The 16,611-nt window shown below is 57.3% G+C and carries 12 protein-coding genes, 2 tRNA genes and 1 CRISPR repeat array; of the genes, 2 read left to right on the forward strand and 12 right to left on the reverse strand.

Annotation, left to right across the window (positions count from 1 at the left end; translation table 11 throughout):
• The first annotated feature begins 60 nt into the window (after window positions 1-60).
• Window positions 61-400: direct repeats of the CRISPR family, unit length 36 nt; unit sequence GTCGGAATTTCTCCCTGCTAGAGAAGGGATTGTGAC.
• Window positions 401-529: 129 nt separating this feature from the next.
• Complete coding sequence (locus tag QGH30_09510) at window positions 530-2,152, reverse strand: MBL fold metallo-hydrolase (GenBank protein MDP7022571.1); 1,623 nt, start codon at window positions 2,150-2,152, stop codon at window positions 530-532.
• Between the two features lie 243 nt (window positions 2,153-2,395).
• Between QGH30_09510 and QGH30_09515 the strand changes: the two genes are divergently transcribed.
• A complete protein-coding gene (locus QGH30_09515) occupies window positions 2,396-4,837 on the forward strand; it encodes a CotH kinase family protein (GenBank protein MDP7022572.1) in 2,442 nt (813 codons plus the stop codon).
• Window positions 4,838-4,893: 56 nt separating this feature from the next.
• Here QGH30_09515 and QGH30_09520 read toward each other — a convergent pair.
• From QGH30_09520 to QGH30_09565, 10 genes are all read right to left on the reverse strand, one after another.
• Window positions 4,894-4,968 (reverse strand) — tRNA-Glu (locus tag QGH30_09520).
• A gap of 72 nt (window positions 4,969-5,040) precedes the next feature.
• Window positions 5,041-5,114, reverse strand: a tRNA-Gln gene (locus QGH30_09525).
• A 50-nt stretch (window positions 5,115-5,164) separates the two neighbouring features.
• Complete coding sequence (gene gltX / locus QGH30_09530; GenBank protein MDP7022573.1) at window positions 5,165-6,595, reverse strand: glutamate--tRNA ligase; 1,431 nt, start codon at window positions 6,593-6,595, stop codon at window positions 5,165-5,167.
• A 1-nt stretch (window position 6,596) separates the two neighbouring features.
• Window positions 6,597-7,586 (reverse strand): hypothetical protein, encoded by a 990-nt coding sequence (locus QGH30_09535; protein ID MDP7022574.1) that lies wholly within the window; start codon window positions 7,584-7,586, stop codon window positions 6,597-6,599.
• A complete protein-coding gene (ilvC, locus tag QGH30_09540) occupies window positions 7,583-8,578 on the reverse strand; it encodes a ketol-acid reductoisomerase (GenBank protein ID MDP7022575.1) in 996 nt (331 codons plus the stop codon). Before ilvC ends, QGH30_09535 begins: the two co-directional genes overlap by 4 nt.
• A gap of 55 nt (window positions 8,579-8,633) precedes the next feature.
• Window positions 8,634-9,743, reverse strand: a complete 1,110-nt coding sequence (locus tag QGH30_09545; GenBank protein MDP7022576.1) for an SGNH/GDSL hydrolase family protein — start codon at window positions 9,741-9,743, stop codon at window positions 8,634-8,636.
• A gap of 8 nt (window positions 9,744-9,751) precedes the next feature.
• Window positions 9,752-11,635, reverse strand: coding sequence for a carbamoyltransferase (locus QGH30_09550; GenBank protein ID MDP7022577.1), 1,884 nt, complete (start codon window positions 11,633-11,635; stop codon window positions 9,752-9,754).
• Between the two features lie 11 nt (window positions 11,636-11,646).
• Window positions 11,647-11,796, reverse strand: coding sequence for a DUF5989 family protein (locus QGH30_09555; protein MDP7022578.1), 150 nt, complete (start codon window positions 11,794-11,796; stop codon window positions 11,647-11,649).
• A gap of 10 nt (window positions 11,797-11,806) precedes the next feature.
• Window positions 11,807-12,190 carry an SxtJ family membrane protein gene (locus QGH30_09560; GenBank protein ID MDP7022579.1) on the reverse strand — a complete coding sequence of 128 codons (384 nt, stop codon included), beginning with the start codon at window positions 12,188-12,190 and terminating at the stop codon, window positions 11,807-11,809.
• A 135-nt stretch (window positions 12,191-12,325) separates the two neighbouring features.
• On the reverse strand, window positions 12,326-14,536 hold the full coding sequence (locus QGH30_09565; GenBank protein ID MDP7022580.1) for a FlgD immunoglobulin-like domain containing protein: 2,211 nt from the start codon (window positions 14,534-14,536) through the stop codon (window positions 12,326-12,328).
• 281 nt (window positions 14,537-14,817) lie between these two features.
• On the opposite strand from QGH30_09565, the gene QGH30_09570 reads away from it, so the two are divergent.
• Complete coding sequence (locus QGH30_09570) at window positions 14,818-15,837, forward strand: hypothetical protein (GenBank protein MDP7022581.1); 1,020 nt, start codon at window positions 14,818-14,820, stop codon at window positions 15,835-15,837.
• Between the two features lie 96 nt (window positions 15,838-15,933).
• Here QGH30_09570 and QGH30_09575 read toward each other — a convergent pair.
• The coding region (locus tag QGH30_09575; protein ID MDP7022582.1) for a T9SS type A sorting domain-containing protein at window positions 15,934-16,611 on the reverse strand (678 nt) is incomplete at its 5' end.

Raw genomic sequence — 16,611 nt, forward strand, 5'->3', positions numbered from 1 at the left:
AGAGAAGGGATTGTGACAACATCTTTTCTAGCTTCCCCGTTCGGAAAAGAATAAGGTTCCGTCGGAATTTCTCCCTGCTAGAGAAGGGATTGTGACTTCACGAACGCTTTTACCGTGTCAAAACCTTTAGCGTCAGGCGTCGGAATTTCTCCCTGCTAGAGAAGGGATTGTGACCCTTTCGGTCCTCGACATCCTCAGCAGTCGCATGCGCGATTGTCGGAATTTCTCCCTGCTAGAGAAGGGATTGTGACAAAGATGGTGTATTTACAGCCATCAAAACAGCACCGACAAGTCGGAATTTCTCCCTGCTAGAGAAGGGATTGTGACCTTCTTGGACTTCCCGGTTCCCTTCGTGCGGAACTCCGTCGGAATTTCTCCCTGCTAGAGAGGGGATTGTGACCGAGGTAGAGGTCGTGAGAGCGATACCAACGGTCCAGTATAGTCGAAATCACTCCCATGGAACCATGAGGACCGGCTTCTCCGTTCAGTCCTTTTGGAGAGCAGATTAAATGTCAAATGGAACCAGAGTTCACTCGACCGAGATCGCCTCGCCAGGTTGTGCGATAACCACATTGAACAGGGACATCAAGCCATTGGCACGCTCCGCCAAATCCGATCCTTCCCCATGGACGAGAACTACAGTAGTACCTGTGCTTTGCTTGGAAAGCCAATGATCGATCTCGGATGCATCGCCATGTCCTGAGAAGCAACCATAGGTCTTTACGTCTGCAGCAACTTCAAACTTCTTTCCACCGACAAAGACACTGCGGCTTCCACTCCTCAACTTTCCTCCTGGCGTACCAGGATCCTGATATCCAACAAGAAAGACCGTCGTGCTTGGGTCTTGAAGAACGGGGGCAATACGCGCCGAATAGGCTGTGTCCATCATCCCGCTTGTGCTGATCACGATTGCGGGTCCCTTCAACGGGCCCTTGGGAAGCCGTTCCTTTAGACCTAATGGCCTAAATGCATTCCTGTTGCGCTCAACAGCATCGTTAAACCAGCCCTCCGTTTGGTTGGTTTGATAGAGGCTTGTGATGTTCGCCGCCGAAGGCGATGGAATGAAGATGGGAATCTGCCCGGAAATCAAACCTTCCTCCTGAGCCAATGTAAGCTCATAGAGAATCTTCTGTGTTCTGTCCAGGGCGAAGGCAGGGATCCACGCTACGCCACCACCGCGCAGTGTCTCCGCAACATCTGACCGGAATACCTCGTGCTGGTCAATTGTATCAGGATCGCGCGTGAAGTTGCCGTAGGTTGCTTCCACGAAAACCGCATCCGCCTCCGGCGCTGGGCTCGGGCCGGGTGCCAGCAAGGAAATCTCGTTCCCGAGATCCCCTGAAAAAAGAATCCGTTTGGCAGGGCCTTCAACTACAGACTCGATCAGGGCACTTGCCGAGCCTGGAATGTGTCCGGCCCGCAGAAACCGAAGTGTCGTATTGCTGTCTAACTGGATGTCTCTTTCGAATGGAAAAGTTCGCACCAGAGACAAGATCGCATCGACTTCCATTTGAGAGCACATTCTGCAGGGAGAAACCACAACCTTGCGACCGTCCAGGTTGGCCAGATACCCCCTGAGTTCCTTCAGGCTACTGGTGCGCGTTGCCAGATTTCGCTGAGAGATCTTCTGGGCATATCTGCAGCTTGGATGCCAGTGTGGCTTGATAACAACTCTGGGAGCCCTCTTTCTGAAACCGAAGGTGGACCACGCCCAATTGCGGACCCTATTGGCATCGTACCGCACTTGCATATCGAGCATCACCGAGGCCAGTGTTGCAGTACCCTGCGTTGTCAGGATTGAACCCTGAAATCCTTTCCGAACGAGAAGTGGAGTGCGACCAATGTGATCGAGATGGGCGTGAGTCCAGATCAGGTATTGGCACTGACTCGCCAACTCTGGGATGATGTTGTTCTTTTTAGATGCTCGCTCGGCTCTCTTTTCTGCGGTTCCGCTACCGTGAGGATAGTATGCACCACAATCGACCATGATCTGAGTCTGCCCCAAGTCTACGATCGACAATGAACCTGAAACCTCGCCGGCACCACCGAATACCCGCACAACAGGATCACGGACATCGGGCACACTGCCCTGGCACAAGACAAGCGCTACCACCAAGGCTATCAGCACAAAGAGCCCGAGAAAGTATTTCATATGTCGGTCCTCCTGCTCAGATGGCCCAGCATTGTTTCAGTGCAACAATGATTGTGATACCACACGAGAGCCCTGGCAACATGTATCGATCATGCCATAGAGACAAACGCATCGCCCCCCCCTGTAAGCCCCCCTACACCCGCCGACCCGCTCCTGTGCTATAATTGACGCCACGAGTGTCGCCACGAGCGCCCCGCCCCGAGTGTCCTACAGAGAACCCCCACTCTCTCAGCAAAGGAAGCTATGAAATCCGGAACCCCTTTTCTTCTGGTCCTGCTCTTTGCAACTCCCGCACTGGCCGACTATCCTCAGGACAGCCATCCACTTTTCACGGAAGACGCTGTACACGAGATCCATCTGACCTTCCCCCAGGAGGGCTGGTGGGATTCGCTTACCGTCAACTTTGAAGACCATATCGACGACCCGCTCTTTATGTCCTGCGAGTTTGACTGGGAGGGCGTCCACTACGACTCCATCGGCGTGCGCTTCAAGGGAAACAGCAGTTACTGGAGCTACTACGGCGAGAAGAAGTCCTTCAAGCTGGATCTCAACGAGTACATCGACAACCAGAACATCGAGGGCATTGAGAAGCTCTACCTGAACAATGCCTTCAAGGATCCTTCCTTTACTCGTGAAAAGTGCTTTGCGGAGTTGGGTGCTTCGATCGGCATGCCCATGATCCGGGCAAACTATGCGGCCCTCTACATCAATGGCGAGTACTGGGGTCTCTACGACCTCATTGAAGGCGTGAACAACGAGTTCATCGAAAGCCGCTTTGGTTTCAGCGAAGACGGGAACCTCTTCAAGGGAGACCCCCATGGAGATCTCCAGTGGCGCGGTCCCAACGAGAGTGACTACTACGACCACTACGAACTGAAATCCAATGAGGAAGAGAACGACTGGTCGCAACTGGTCGATCTGGTCAATGTCCTCGACAACATCCCCCAGTCAGAAATCCCCGATTCACTTCCCTCCCGCCTGGATCTGGGAAGCGCGCTCGGGATGCTGGCCCTGAACATCCTGACCGTCAACCTCGACAGCTATTCGGGAAGCGGGCACAACTTCTACTTCTATGATCGGGACAGCGACGGTCGCTTTGTCTTCATCCCCTGGGATGCCAACGAGGCCTGGGGCTGTTTCAGCATGGGTATGCCCATCTCCCAGCTCAAGAACCTCGGCCCTCTCTGGCTCAGTTATCCGGGGCACAGCCGTCCTCTGGGCTTCAAACTGTATGGGGAGCCGGAGTATCGGGAGCTTTTCTTCGGCTATCTTCGCTCGATGATGGACGGCTACGCCAACCCGGACAGTCTTGTTGCCCGCATGGAAGAACTGCGCGATCTCGTGCGTCCCTGGGTCTACGCCGACACGAAGATGGTCTACACGACCGCGCATTTTGAGAACGCCATGAGCGTGGATCTCACCGGAGGGCCGGGCGGAGGGATTCCCGGGCTGGAGCCTTTCATCCGGGATCGCCATGACCACCTGCTCGGCATTCTGGGAAGTGCCAGCGCTCCCGCTGACCTTGTGCTCAATGAGCTGATGGCCGACAACGCCACGACCCTGGCCGACGAGTTCGGGGGCTACGACGACTGGCTGGAAATCACGAACAGGGGAGATGCTGCCCTGAATCTGGCAGGGATGAGCCTGACGGACGATCTCTACAGCCCCGATGCCTTTGTCTTCCCCGACACCAGTCTTGCCCCCGGCGAGTACCTGCTTGTCTGGTGCGATGATGAAAGCGTACAGGGACCACTGCATGCGGACTTCAAGCTCTCCGCTGACGGCGAGTGCGTGTATCTCCTCTCAGACGGTGAGATTGTAGACGAAACCGGCTTCGATCCCCTGGCCGAAGACCTCAGTTGGGGACGCTGGCCCGACGCTAGCGGTGACTGGATGATTCTGGGAGCCGCTACGCCGGGCGCGGAGAACGAGAACCCCGAAGAGCCGGAAGAGATCCTGCTTTACATCAACGAGTTCGTCGCCCTCAACAACACTGGCATTCAGGACGAGATGGGTTCCTACGAAGACTGGCTGGAGATCTACAATCCGGGTGTGGAGGCTATCGAGCTGGGTGGTCTCTATCTGACGGACGACCTTTTGCAGACGACCATGTGGGCCATTCCGGATACCAGCATCGCCGCCGGGGGCTTTCTGGTCATCTGGTGCGACAACGATGAAAGCGACGGTCCCCTTCACACGAACTTCAAGCTCTCGGGTGGAGGCGAAGAGGTCGGCCTCTTCGGGCGTGTAGCCGCAGGCAATGACTTGATCGACAGCTATGTCTTCGGCGCACAATCGGCCGATGTCAGCGAGGGTCGTGAGAGCGACGGCGGCGAGCCATGGGTCTTCTTCAGCGAACCCACCCCGGGCGCAAGCAATGGGTCCACCGCCGCCGGAGACACTCCTGCCCTTTTCTCCCTGGGATTCAACTACCCGAACCCCTTCAATCCCTCGACCACGATCCGCTATCAGCTTCCGCATGCAGGCGAAGCAAGCCTGCGGGTCTTCGACTTGCAGGGAAGGCTTGTGAGGGATCTGCTCGACGGCTTCCAGGAAGCGGGAGACCACTCCCTCCTCTGGGACGGGCGGGATGAAAAGGGAAGGGCTGTGGGAAGCGGCATCTACTTCAGCCGTCTGCGCTTTGAGGGAAGTCAGCAGAGTCGGAAGATGCTGCTTATGAAATAGCATGTGGTTCAATGCAGTCCATAAAGAAACCCGCCTCCGTGGAGGCGGGTTTTTCATGGTAGCCCATAGGGGAATCGAACCCCTGTTACCGGGTCGAGAACCCGGCGTCCTAACCGCTAGACGAATGGGCCATAAGCGCGGTGGTTTCGACATGCGACCTGCCGCGAAGTCACTGAACGAGCCAGAGACTTCTCTCACCGAAATGGTTGCCCCGCAAGGATTCGAACCTCGATCAACGATACCAGAAACCGTTGTCCTGCCGTTAGACGACGGGGCAATGCAGGCAGGAAACTAGCAGGATCGGGGGCGCTTCGCAAGACCCTCGCCTTACTTTCGCCAAGCCTGCTTTCGAAGGCGCGCAATCACGATCTCTTGCCCCAGAATCTCGCAGAGCCCGAAGAGGTCGGGGCTTCTTCTGCGACCGGTCAAAGCGACCCGAAGGGGATGGATGAGATCCGCAGCACCGAGACCCATGGACTCGGCCAAAGAGCGAAGGGAAGCCTCGAGTTCCGAAGACGAAAACTCGCCCAGTTTTTCCCAGGAGTCAGCAAGGGCCTGCAAACGGGCCTCGGAATCTGAGGAAAGATGCTCCTCGACGGCTTCGGAATCGTAATCGGGAAACTCCGCAAAGAAATGAGACGCACCCAAATCCAAAGCATCGGCATAGCTCTTCAGGCGATTGCCGAAGAGTTTCACAATCCTCGCCAGTCGCTCGCGCACTTTCTCCAGCGGGGGAAGCTCCAGACCGGAAGAAAGGAGATGCTCGTAACAGCCCTCCACCTTGGCTTTGGGGTCCAGTCGTTTGAAATGCTCGCCGCTTAGCCAGGCGAGTTTCTCGGGATCAAAAACCGAGGGATTAGAACCGACACGCTTCAGACTGAAAGCATCGACCAGTTTCTTCGCGCTAAAGAACTCGGTCTTGCCGTCCAGGCTCCATCCAAGGAGCGCCAGGTAGTTCATCATGCCCTCGGGGAGAATCCCCTGCCCGGCAAAGTCGCCCAGACTCGTCGCCCCATGACGCTTCGAAAGACGACTCTTGTCTTCCCCGAGAATCATCGGCAGGTGCGCAAACTTCGGAATACGATAGCCGAGAGCTTCGTAGAGCATCAGGTGGCGAGGCGTGTTGCTGATATGATCATCGCCCCGAACCACATGGCTGATCTCCATCGCATGGTCATCGACCACCACGGCAAAATTGTAGGAAGGAAGACCGTCGCTCTTGATGATGACGAAGTCCTCGAAGAGCTCATTCTGAAACTCCATCTTGCCACGGATCTGGTCATAGAGAAGGGTCTCGCCCTCCTTCGGCGCACGGAACCTCAGGGCATGGGGGCGGCCCTCCTTCAAAAAGGCCTGCCGCTCGCCGGGGGCAAGTCGAGCGCAGTGGCCATTGTAGGCGGATTCGTCGCGATGCTTTTCCAGTTCAGCTTCATTACAAAAACAGGGATAGGCACGGTCATCGGCCAGGAGTCTCTCTGCTTCTGTCTGGTAAAGCTCCCGGCGTTCGCTTTGAAAGTAAGGCCCGTACTCGCCTCCCTTGTCCGGGCCTTCATCCCAGTCCAGCCCCAGCCAGCGCAGACCGTCGAGGATTGCCGTGACCATATCGGCACTGCTTCTTTCGGCGTCGGTGTCCTCGATTCTCAGGATGAACTTCCCGCCGGTCTTGCGGGCATAGAGCCAGTTGTAAAGTGCCGTGCGAGCACCTCCCACATGGAGAAAACCCGTGGGGCTCGGGGCGAAGCGAAGGCGAATGCTCATGCTAGTTCCAGGGTTCGTGTTTGCTGACCAGTTGCTGGAGGCTCATTCCGTAATGAGCCTGTAGCGCCGCCTCGAAGTCCAGCGCGGGATCGGACTCCATGCTGTCGACCATTGCGGCAAAGGTCTTCTGCCCTTCCTGAAGCAGGATGTTCTGCATCAATCGAAAGGCACGCCAGTAGGCAATGCGGCTTCGGCAGCGGGCATCCTCATCGTCGGCCCCTGCTGCGATCACGGCAGGATCACGATGAAGGTTCAGGTCGCGGATCATCGTGCCCTGCTCGCAGCGAATTTCATAGTTTCGCTGGAGAACCTCCACCTGTCCTTCCAGCACCCAGCCCTCATCGCCGAAGAAGGCCCCGGCCCCATAGATGAACCAGTCGGGAAGCCGCGCCTGGGTTTTCTCGCGAAGAAGAAGTTCCACATAGAGGTGCGTCAGGGTTTCCATGGCGAGACCGCGACTCATCAGCATGCTCATGGGCTGAACCAGAATCTTGCCGTCCCGGACGACACCCGGCACCCACCAGGGCAGATCCCAGTGCTTGCGATAGGCAGCGGGATCCCAGCAGGTTTCCAGGGGAACCACCCGATCCAGCGACCATCCCAGACGCTCGAGAATCGTGAAGTAGACAAAGTCGGTGTATTCCAGAAAGCTCAGGGCCACCAGAGTTCGAAAGGCCGTCGGGTATTCCAGGGAGAAAAACTCGGAGCGAACACGACCGTCCTCGACAAGGGGAGCCGGGCGAAGGTCGCCCTCTTTCCAGTCGCGAAGGGTCTCCCAGCCGTAGCCCCGGGGAAGCCGGTCATCGGACAGAGCCTCGGCGCGAAGTTCGCCACTGAGATCACTGGCGCCCAACTCTCCCTGAAAACGCACCTTCTTCCCCGATTCGGTGAGGAAAGTGCTGTCGACCCGGGCACTCTCTTGGGGCGACTGGGCAGACAGGGAGGATGCCATCAGAACCAGCAGGATCAGGCTTATCGAACTTCTCTTCATTCCTTCTCCTCGAGCCAGGGCATCAGGCTTCGAACCTTCTTCCCCGCACTTTCGATTTCATGTTGCGCATCTTCGTCCATGCGTTTCCCGATCAGGGGACGGCCACTGCGATGCTCGTCCATCCACTCCCGGGCGAACTCCCCGCTCTCGATCTCTTTCAGCATATCGCGAAGCCGTTTTCTCGTGCCTTCGTCGATCACTCTTCGCCCGCGACTGAGGTCACCGTAGAGTGCGGTTCCGCTGATGTGGCGGCGCATTCCGTCGATACCCTTCCGGTAGATCAGGTCGGCCAGAATCTTCATCTCGTGAAGAGTTTCGAAGTAGGCAATCTCCGGACTATAGCCGGCGTCGACCAGAGTGTCGAAGGAAGCGCGAATCAGTTCGCTCATTCCCCCGCATAGCACGGCCTGCTCGCCGAAAAGATCGCTGACCGCCTCTTCCCGAAAGCTGGTCTCAAAGGCAGCACTCCGCAAACAGCCAATGGCATCGGCATAGGACAGGGCCCGCTCCATGGCGCGACCCGAGGCATCCTGATGTACAGAAATGAGAGCGGCGGCTCCCTTTCCTTCCTCAAAGAGTTCGCGGACTTTCAGTCCCTGGGCCTTGGGAGCCACAAGAAAACAGTCCAGATCCTTGCGAACTTCTATCAGACCAAAACCGATGGCAAAGCCGTGAGCAAAACCCAGAGCCGTGCCGGGCTTCAAGCGGGATTCCAGGGAGCGATAGAAATCCGGCTGGGACTCGTCGGGAATCAGCAGGACAAAGAGATCCGCCTCTGCTGCGCCTTCCTCGAGTCCCAGAACCTCGTAACCTTCACCGCGAGCTCTCGCCGCGGACTCCCCGCTTTCGCGAAGGGCCAGCGCAAGATTCGCTCCCGAATCCCGTAGGTTGGCCGCATGGGCGCGAGCCTGGTTGCCGAAGCCCGCCAGAACCACGCGCTCACCGGCAAGCCCCGCTGATGGGCGATCCTCAATGGTGTAAAGTCGTGCCATATTTGAAAAGATGACAAACTGAGGGGAAATACACAAGCGGGGGAGGGCTACAACCCTAGTCCATCACGCCACTTTCCAGGATGGTCTTTGCGTAGTTCCTGGCCAGAGCAGTGATACCCAGAGGCGTGTAATGGACAAAGTCGCGAAAGTGCTCGCGACGACCGGCGAGGGAACGATGGTTGTCCGCAAAGAGGGCTCCCGTCTCCCCGGCCACGCTGCGTATGATCTCATTGTAGCGATGATGGTGACGGAGGTATTCCTCGTGCCTGGGATAAAGCAGAAACTCGTTGAAGGGTTTGAAGCGCATATGCTCGAGGAACATCTCTTCGCTGTCTTCCCGAGCCTGGTTTCCGAGTAGCACCTTCACGCCATTGGCCGCGGCAAGCACGGAAAAGCTCCGCAGGTTTCTTTCGAAAACAGAAGCTGCTTCCGCAAGGGGCTCCTCTCCAATGCTGGCCCTGCGTAATTCAAACACTTCCCGCGATGCGAGCATCTTGTCGACCCGGCGCTTGACGAACCAGTAGAGCTGACTGTGTTGAAACAGCACGCTGGGAACCGTGAAGCGGCTTCCGTAATCCGGCATTCCATAGAGCGGATAGGAATACTTGTTCGAATAGTCCGGGACGAAGCCGGGCCACCAGGCCGCGAGCAGGTCGTTGAAGTTGTGGCTGAGGATCACAAGGTCCGCATCCCAGCTCAGGACATCCAGTTCCAGAAGAATCAGGGAGTGCGGCGTGGCGTAGGCCGAGTAGCCCAGGTTGATCACTTCGATCCTGCGCCCGTTGACCTCTCGCAGCGTTTCTCCCAACTGCAATGGATAGTGCGTACTGTCCGATCGCCAGGCCGGCAGGTTCTCCGTAGTCGAACCACCGAAACAGACGATGCGAAAAACACCGTCTTCCTTTGCGAAAGGAAAGAGCTTTCCATAGCGATCGCGGATGAAGCGTTCCCCCTCGACTTCCTTGTACAGGTCGAAGCCAAAGGTGCGGAAGGGTCGCATGGGCGAGTAGTCGGACTTCAGCGCATTTCGATGGGAGGAAAAGAAGCCGTAGCCACCAAAAGCATCGCGAGTGCGGATGCCGACTTCCAGTAATAGAAGAACCGCGATCAGGGCGAAGAGAAGAGCCGACATTGCCATGCGGAAAGACGAGCGTTCCTTGCTCACGAAACCCCCTAGTCGAGTTCGTAAATCTGCTGCCAGTCTTCCTGGTCCGACCAGTCCGGCTGCTCGCTCTTGTCGAAGAGGTAGTCGCCGATAACCAGATAGTCCATTTCCGTGCGCATGAAGCACTTGTAGGCATCTTCGGGAGTGCAGACAATCGGCTCCCCGCGCACATTGAAGCTGGTGTTCACGAGCAGGCCGTAACCTGTGCGCTCCTTGAAAGCCTCGATCAGTTTCCAGTAGCGCTCATTGGTTTCCCGGTGAACGGTCTGAATCCGCGCCGAGTAGTCGATATGCGTTACCGCAGGAATGTCCGAGCGCAGGAAATACAGTCGTTCATAGAGACCCTTGTCGGCATACTCCGGCGGATACTCGTTCACGCGCTTTGCTCGCACGGGAACCACCAGTTGCATGTAGGGCGAACTCGAGCGCTCCAGCTCGAAGTACTCGTTTACATCCTCAATCATGACCGAAGGAGCAAAGGGACGAAACCCCTCGCGGTACTTGATCTTGAGGTTCAGGCGCTTCTGCATTTCGGGATGCCGGGAGTCGCCGAGAATGCTGCGGTTGCCCAAGGCGCGGGGACCCCACTCCATCCTGCCCTGAAACCAACCGACTATCTTGCCTTCATCCAGCAGGGCGGACACATCGGAGATCATCCGGTCAAAGTCCGGGTAGTGTTTCATCGGAGTGTTGTTCCCGTACTTGCGGCTCATCCGGTGAACATCCTCGTCATGAAATCCGGGACCGAGATAGGAACCCTGCATCTCGTCCTGCCCGTCTTTGCCTTGCACCCTCTCCGCACCCGCCCAGGCATAGTAGGCCGAATAGGCGGCCCCGAGGGCACCACCGGCATCTCCCGCAGCAGGCTGTATCCAGAGATCATCGAACTCGCCGCTGCGAAGCAGTTTTCCATTGGCGACACAGTTGAGGGCAACACCGCCGGCCAGAACCAGATTCCTTGAACCCGTCAAGTCTCTGGCTGTCAACGCAAGACGCATGACCACTTCCTCGGTCACCTGCTGAATGGCCATGGCCATATCCATGTAGGGCTGGCTGATGTCCGACTCGGAGGGCCGAGGCGGAATGCCGAAGAGCCGGGTCCAGCGATCATCACGGCACATTTTCAGGCCGGTCGCATAGTCGAAGTAATCCATGTTCAGCAACAGAGAGCCGTCGTCTTTCAGGTCCACCAACTCATCGAGAATCTTCTCCCGGAACTCCGCAACCCGGTCCTCGCCGTAGCCACCATAGGGAGCAAGACCCATCAGTTTGTACTCGCCACTGTTCACGCGGAAACCGCAATAGTAGGTAAAGGCCGAGTAGAGAAGACCCAGAGAATGCGGGAAGGCCAACTCGCGGAGAATGCGAATCTCACTTCCCTTGCCGTGAGCAATTGTGGTCGTGGCCCACTCGCCCACTCCGTCCACGGTCAGGATTGCCGCTTCCTTGAAAGGAGAGGGATAGAAAACGCTCGCCGCGTGGGAAAGGTGATGTTCCGGAAAGAGGAGCGGCGGCTTCTTCGCGAAGTCACCACCTTCAATCTCGCGAAGCGAATCCCAGAGCATCTTCTTCATGAATAGCTTTTCCTTGATCCACACGGGAATGGCAGAAAGGAAACTGCGAAGACCCAGGGGTGCAAAGGCATGATAGGTTTCCAGCAGGCGCTCGAACTTGAGATAGGGCTTGTCATAGAAGGCAATGGCGGACAGGTCTGACACCTTCAGTCCGGCCTCACTGAGGACATAGCGAATGGCGTTCTCGGGAAAGTTCGCATCCTGCTTCTTTCTCGTAAAACGCTCTTCGTGGGCAGCGGCAATGATCTTGCCGTCGAGCAGAAGTGCCGCCGCACTGTCGTGATAATAGGCCGAAATGCCGAGAATGGCGCGCGCCATCAGGTCTCCCTCTAGAACAAGGTGTAAATGAAAGGAGCGATCGCCGAACCGCTGGTCAGGACGATCAACACGCCAAAGAGCAGGAGGGTCAGTATGATGGGAAGAAGCCAGAACTTCTTCCTTTCCCTCAGGAAACCCCAGAGATCTTTCAGAAAATCCATCGTTCCTCTTCTAGTAGGGTTTTTCCAGATCTTCTGCCCGGTAGACCTGGTCACGGCTCCGGAAGGCAGACTCCGGACCCTTTTTCCACTGTTTCATTTTCATGGCATCCTTGCCGATCAGCTTCCGGAAAAGCCCGATCGGACTGACGACCACGAAGAACACCACGCTGAGCAGGATTTTGGAAATCACGGTTCCCAGAATGTGGGAGAATCCAAACCAGAGGCGAGCCGGTAGACGGAAGATCGCCGGCCAGACCATGGTCAGCACCATGGCAACAATGGCCGCCAGCAGGAGGCGGTCGCTGTGACTAAAATGCATCACCAGAAGCAGGATCAGGACCAGGGCCATGCCCGTGTCCCTCGCCTGGTCAATTGTGGCCTTCTTGCCTGCCATTCTTTCCCCTCCGCCTCCATGCACAAGGTCATCGGAACCGGCGCAGGATAACGCCGGAAGCCGAAGTCGTCAAAATGAAAGAGTCCTGACGGGTGCTCGTATTGCAAGCTCCGAGCCGTTTTTTCTGATTCATGGCTAGCGAAGAAGAATCAGTTTTCGACTTTCCTCGAAGAGACCCGATCTCAGGCGACAGAAATAGACCCCGGAACCAAGTTCCCGACCCTGCTGATCCCGGCCCTGCCACTGCAGTTCATGGATTCCTTCCCCGTGGAAACCCTCGGCCAGCACACGAATCTCGCGACCGCGAACATCATAGATCGCAACATGGAGGGTCGTTCCACCCTCAGGCACCCGAACTCTCAGGCGAGTCTCCGGGTTGAAGGGATTCGGCCAGGGGCGAGAGAGAGCCAGAATCCGGGGAGACCCGGGAGCGGAAGTCGAAGGATCGGCGAGTACGGAGATCTCCGCAGCGGAGAGCGCCCTTGCATAGACCCGTGCATCCGACAGCCGGCCATCAAGGGGGAAAAACTCATCGTCGTCCTGATAGGCCCCGATGACATAGTCCCCATCGCTCGCATAGTCGATGAATCCGGACTGTTCTCCGCTGGAAGCGACGGCCTGCCCGTCGACATAGAGCGTCATCGTGGAACCGTCATAGACCCCTGCCAGGTGAACCCACTCTCCCGCAAGTGCCGCCTGCGGTGCCTGCAGGTAAGTCAGACCGGAGGACGACCAGCTTATGAGGGCAAAGGAATAGTGATCATTGCGACTGCCCAGACACCAGCCTTTCTCATAGTCCCCGGTATCGTGAAGGCAGGAGAGGTAGCCACCCCACTCCTCGAAAGAGTCCGGTCGGAGACGAATCGCCACAGTGATCTCGTGCATGGCAAGCGCAGGAAGCGTGAGGCTACCGGAGTGAATTCGAAGGTAGTCCGACTGCCCGTCGAGTTCCGCCACCAGACCCTGTTCTGCGTCCTGCACCCAGTCTACGCCAAAGGCCGTCGCATCCCTTTGACCGATGATGCTCAAATCTTCTGCAGAACCGTCAAGAGGCCAGTGACCCAGAAGGCCATCGACCGCATCGCTTGTCTCCAGCCGGTTCAATACTGAGCGAAGCGGGAAAACCTGGCCGTGGTCGTAAAAGTCCAGGGTCGGGAAATTGGGACGCTTCCCCGTCTCCCGCCAGACGCGAAGCGAACGATCCAGGAGAAAGGGATTGGCATTGGCGAGCATCGCTTCCGACTCCACTCCCGTGCCGAAAGTGTTGTCGGTGATAAAATGGTTGAGGATGAAGAGATCGTTGTCGGGGTGTCCCCGGTTGAAGTCCGAGGAAAAGTCGTGAATGCTGTGGTTCGAGAAATGAGTCTCCACGCAAAAGTCCCACATCGGATGAAGCCAGGGCAGGGGAATCCCGGAGTCGCGATCGCTGAAGACCAGCAGCCTCTGGCCCGAGGCAATCATCTCCTCCAAACGGGGCCAGGGCTGCCCGGGAACCTGCGTGTGAAGCCAGGGCATCAGGCCGGCGGAACTGAACTCCTCCAGGATGTCCTCATTTTCCGCATAGCATTCGAGCAAAAGGGTCAGAACCGACTGCGGGCTACTCTCCAAAAAGGGACGAATCACAGTAGCAAGAATGTCCTGAAGCGCATCGCTCCCGAGAAGGGGATCACCATGGTAGACCAATAGCCCGTTATCGCCGGGATAGACATCGAGCATCAGGGCCCTGATGCCATCGGAAAGTTGCCGGGCAATGTCATGGTTCTGGTTGGGAAACCAGTAATCGGCTGTGTGACAGAAGGCATTGTGGGTCGTGGGAAAGATGCACTCATCGTAGGGTTTCTCCAGGGAGCCGGGATCTCCTTCCTGCCCTTCGACAAAGACCCAGTCGATGTGATTGCCGTGAGCTCCTCCGCCCAGATGTTCGAATCGCAGTCGGCAGTTCTCGCCACTGAAGCCCGAAAGGTCGAAATACTCCTCGAACCAGGCGTCGGTCTCATGGGCTACCGTGCCGAGGAGAATCCAGTTGCCGCCACCGTCTGTGGAGAGATAGACATTCAGCCGATCGTAGTAGTACTCAAACCATTCCCAGGCCCACTCCTGAAAGATGCGAAACCTCAGGCTGGCTTCCTGCCCGGGAATCAGGGAAAACGCCGGCGAATAAAGGGAATACTCGCCCCAATCCTCATTGTTGTGGGCACAGCCGTCGGACCAGTCGCTCCAGGTCCAGTGGGCACCCAGAGACCATCCCGGAGGTGGCCAAGCTGTAAAGTCTTCGGAGAGAAGAACTTGCCTCGCCAGCACAGGGCTTGCGAGAAGCAAAAGAATGAGTAGGTGCCTGAGTTTCAAGGAATGCTCCCGATTTCGTGATCCCGGAGCGATTATACCTTTTCTGAACTCCCGGAGGCAAGGTCTGCCCACTCGGGCAGGAATTACCCGAAACGATCAGGAAGCATCCACCACAGAGCCGTGGGCAGAAAAAACAGCAAGTCTCCAAGTGCTTTCCGCTCTTGCGCTTCCAAAATTCCTACATCAAGGCTCCGCCCGGTCTGACTTTTGCCTTGGCATCTGCGGTATTTTCCCTGCGGCAAGGAGGCCGCAAATCCCGAAACCCAATCAAAGGACCTGAAATGCGTTTCAAGACGATGTTCCTCCTTGCGATGATGCTGGTCGTGGCCGCGAGCGCCATGGCGAAGCTTCCTCCCAAGACTCTGGAATACCCGATCCACCCGGTGAGCATGGACAATGGCCCCCGGGACATGTTCGAAAGCTTTGAGGGCGTGTTCCCGCCTGCTGGCTGGACCCTGAGCACCACCAACCCCGACAACACCTGGGTTCAGGGCGCTTCCGCCTTCGACGGCGACTATGCTGCGCATGTTGACTGGCAGTATGGTGTCCCCCAGGACGAGGTTCTGTCCTTCACCTATACGGTGCTCGATGGAAACCATCTGACTTTTGCGACCATGGGTTCAGCCTACTGGTCGATGAACGCGAACCTGACCTGTGAGATTGATGGCGCGGTTGTCTATGACTACTACAACGACAACTTGGCCGGCTCCTGGGCCTGGGATATCGTGGACATTGATCTGGCGGCCTGGGTTGGCGCGACTGTCGAAATCGCTTTCCGCTATGCGGGCGATGACGGTGCGGACCAGGAACTCGACGCCGTGGAAATCGGCGGCGGCTATGTTCCTCCCGAGCCCCCGGAGAACGACACCTGTGATGGTGCGCTCATGATTGAAAATGGCGCCTTCTCCATCGCCGGCTCCACGGTCGATGCGAACAACGACTACGATCCCGAGTACGGCGGCTGCACCGGTTGGTCGGCTGGCGGCATGGATGTTGTCTACAGCTTCTGCCTCGACGCGGGCGAGACCTTCTCGGTCACCATGACCACCGATGGTTTCGATGACTCGATCTATCTGGTCACCGATTGCACGGACGTGGTCGGCAGCTGTGTGGCGGGCGACGATGCCTACCCCGACGGCTCCACCTTCGACTACACGGCCGATGCCGACAATCAGTTCTACCTGATCGTCGACGGCTACAGTGGCTCCGGCGAGTACCTGATCGAAGGCTTCAATGGCGGCGACGCCTGCAGCACGCCTTCCGAGGACAGCTCCTGGAGTGAGGTCAAGGCCAGCTACTAGTATTGGAACGGCGGGTAAAGCCGCATTCCTCGCCCCGGGGTTTTCCCCGGGGCTTTTTTTGTTGCAACAGTCCTGCGTAACACCTGCCGTTCCCTATCACTGCAAGAGCACCAGCTTCTGTGTCTCGCTCTTTCCGGCTACCTCCATGCGTAGCAGGTAAACTCCACTGGGAAGCCGCCTGCCGGCATCATCGCGGGCTTGCCAGAGAAGTTCGTGATTGCCGGCATCGAAGGTCTCGTCGGCGACCTGTGCCCGATGACGACCTGCAATATCATAGACGGCAAGGCGCACCCGCTGCTGGCTGTCCACCGTGAAACGCAGGGTTGTTGCCGGGTTGAAGGGGTTCGGGAAAGCCGTTTTCAAAGCGGTGACAAGAGGTGCTGCTTCCACTTGCAGAGTCTCACTGCGCATCAGGATCCAGTCACTGCCCTCTTCGCGAGAATAGAGCCGGTAGTGGAAACTCCCACCTGTCTGAAGTGCAAGGGAACAGTCGTTCGCCTCAAAGATGCCCGGAGCGGTCTCCTGATAGGCGACATCGTAGCTGCCCGCTTCCGAGCTTGCTTCCAGACGAAACTCGGAGGGGTCGCTGAAGGAGGAAGTTTCCCAGTGCGCATTGATACAACCCGCAGAAAGGGACAGGGCAAAGCTGGAGAGGAAGACGGGAGTGTCGTCGCCGCATTGGCGAAGGACGATCTGCAGGCCGGAGGAACCATCAGCGATATAGGCGTAGTTGCCTGAGAGGGCAAGGCCTCGGGCAGAGCCCGGCGTATCGAC

The sequence above is a fragment of the Candidatus Krumholzibacteriia bacterium genome (assembly GCA_030748535.1).
Classification (GTDB): Bacteria; Krumholzibacteriota; Krumholzibacteriia; order JACNKJ01; family JACNKJ01; genus JASMLU01.

Coding starts and splice junctions, on each gene's coding strand:
- QGH30_09510 (MDP7022571.1), bottom strand. CDS start 2,152: ATGAAATACTTTCTCGGGCTCTTTGTGCTGATAGCCTTGGTGGTAGCG.
- QGH30_09515 (MDP7022572.1), top strand. CDS start 2,396: ATGAAATCCGGAACCCCTTTTCTTCTGGTCCTGCTCTTTGCAACTCCC.
- gltX (MDP7022573.1), bottom strand. CDS start 6,595: ATGAGCATTCGCCTTCGCTTCGCCCCGAGCCCCACGGGTTTTCTCCAT.
- QGH30_09535 (MDP7022574.1), bottom strand. CDS start 7,586: ATGAAGAGAAGTTCGATAAGCCTGATCCTGCTGGTTCTGATGGCATCC.
- ilvC (MDP7022575.1), bottom strand. CDS start 8,578: ATGGCACGACTTTACACCATTGAGGATCGCCCATCAGCGGGGCTTGCC.
- QGH30_09550 (MDP7022577.1), bottom strand. CDS start 11,635: ATGGCGCGCGCCATTCTCGGCATTTCGGCCTATTATCACGACAGTGCG.
- QGH30_09555 (MDP7022578.1), bottom strand. CDS start 11,796: ATGGATTTTCTGAAAGATCTCTGGGGTTTCCTGAGGGAAAGGAAGAAG.
- QGH30_09560 (MDP7022579.1), bottom strand. CDS start 12,190: ATGGCAGGCAAGAAGGCCACAATTGACCAGGCGAGGGACACGGGCATG.
- QGH30_09570 (MDP7022581.1), top strand. CDS start 14,818: ATGCGTTTCAAGACGATGTTCCTCCTTGCGATGATGCTGGTCGTGGCC.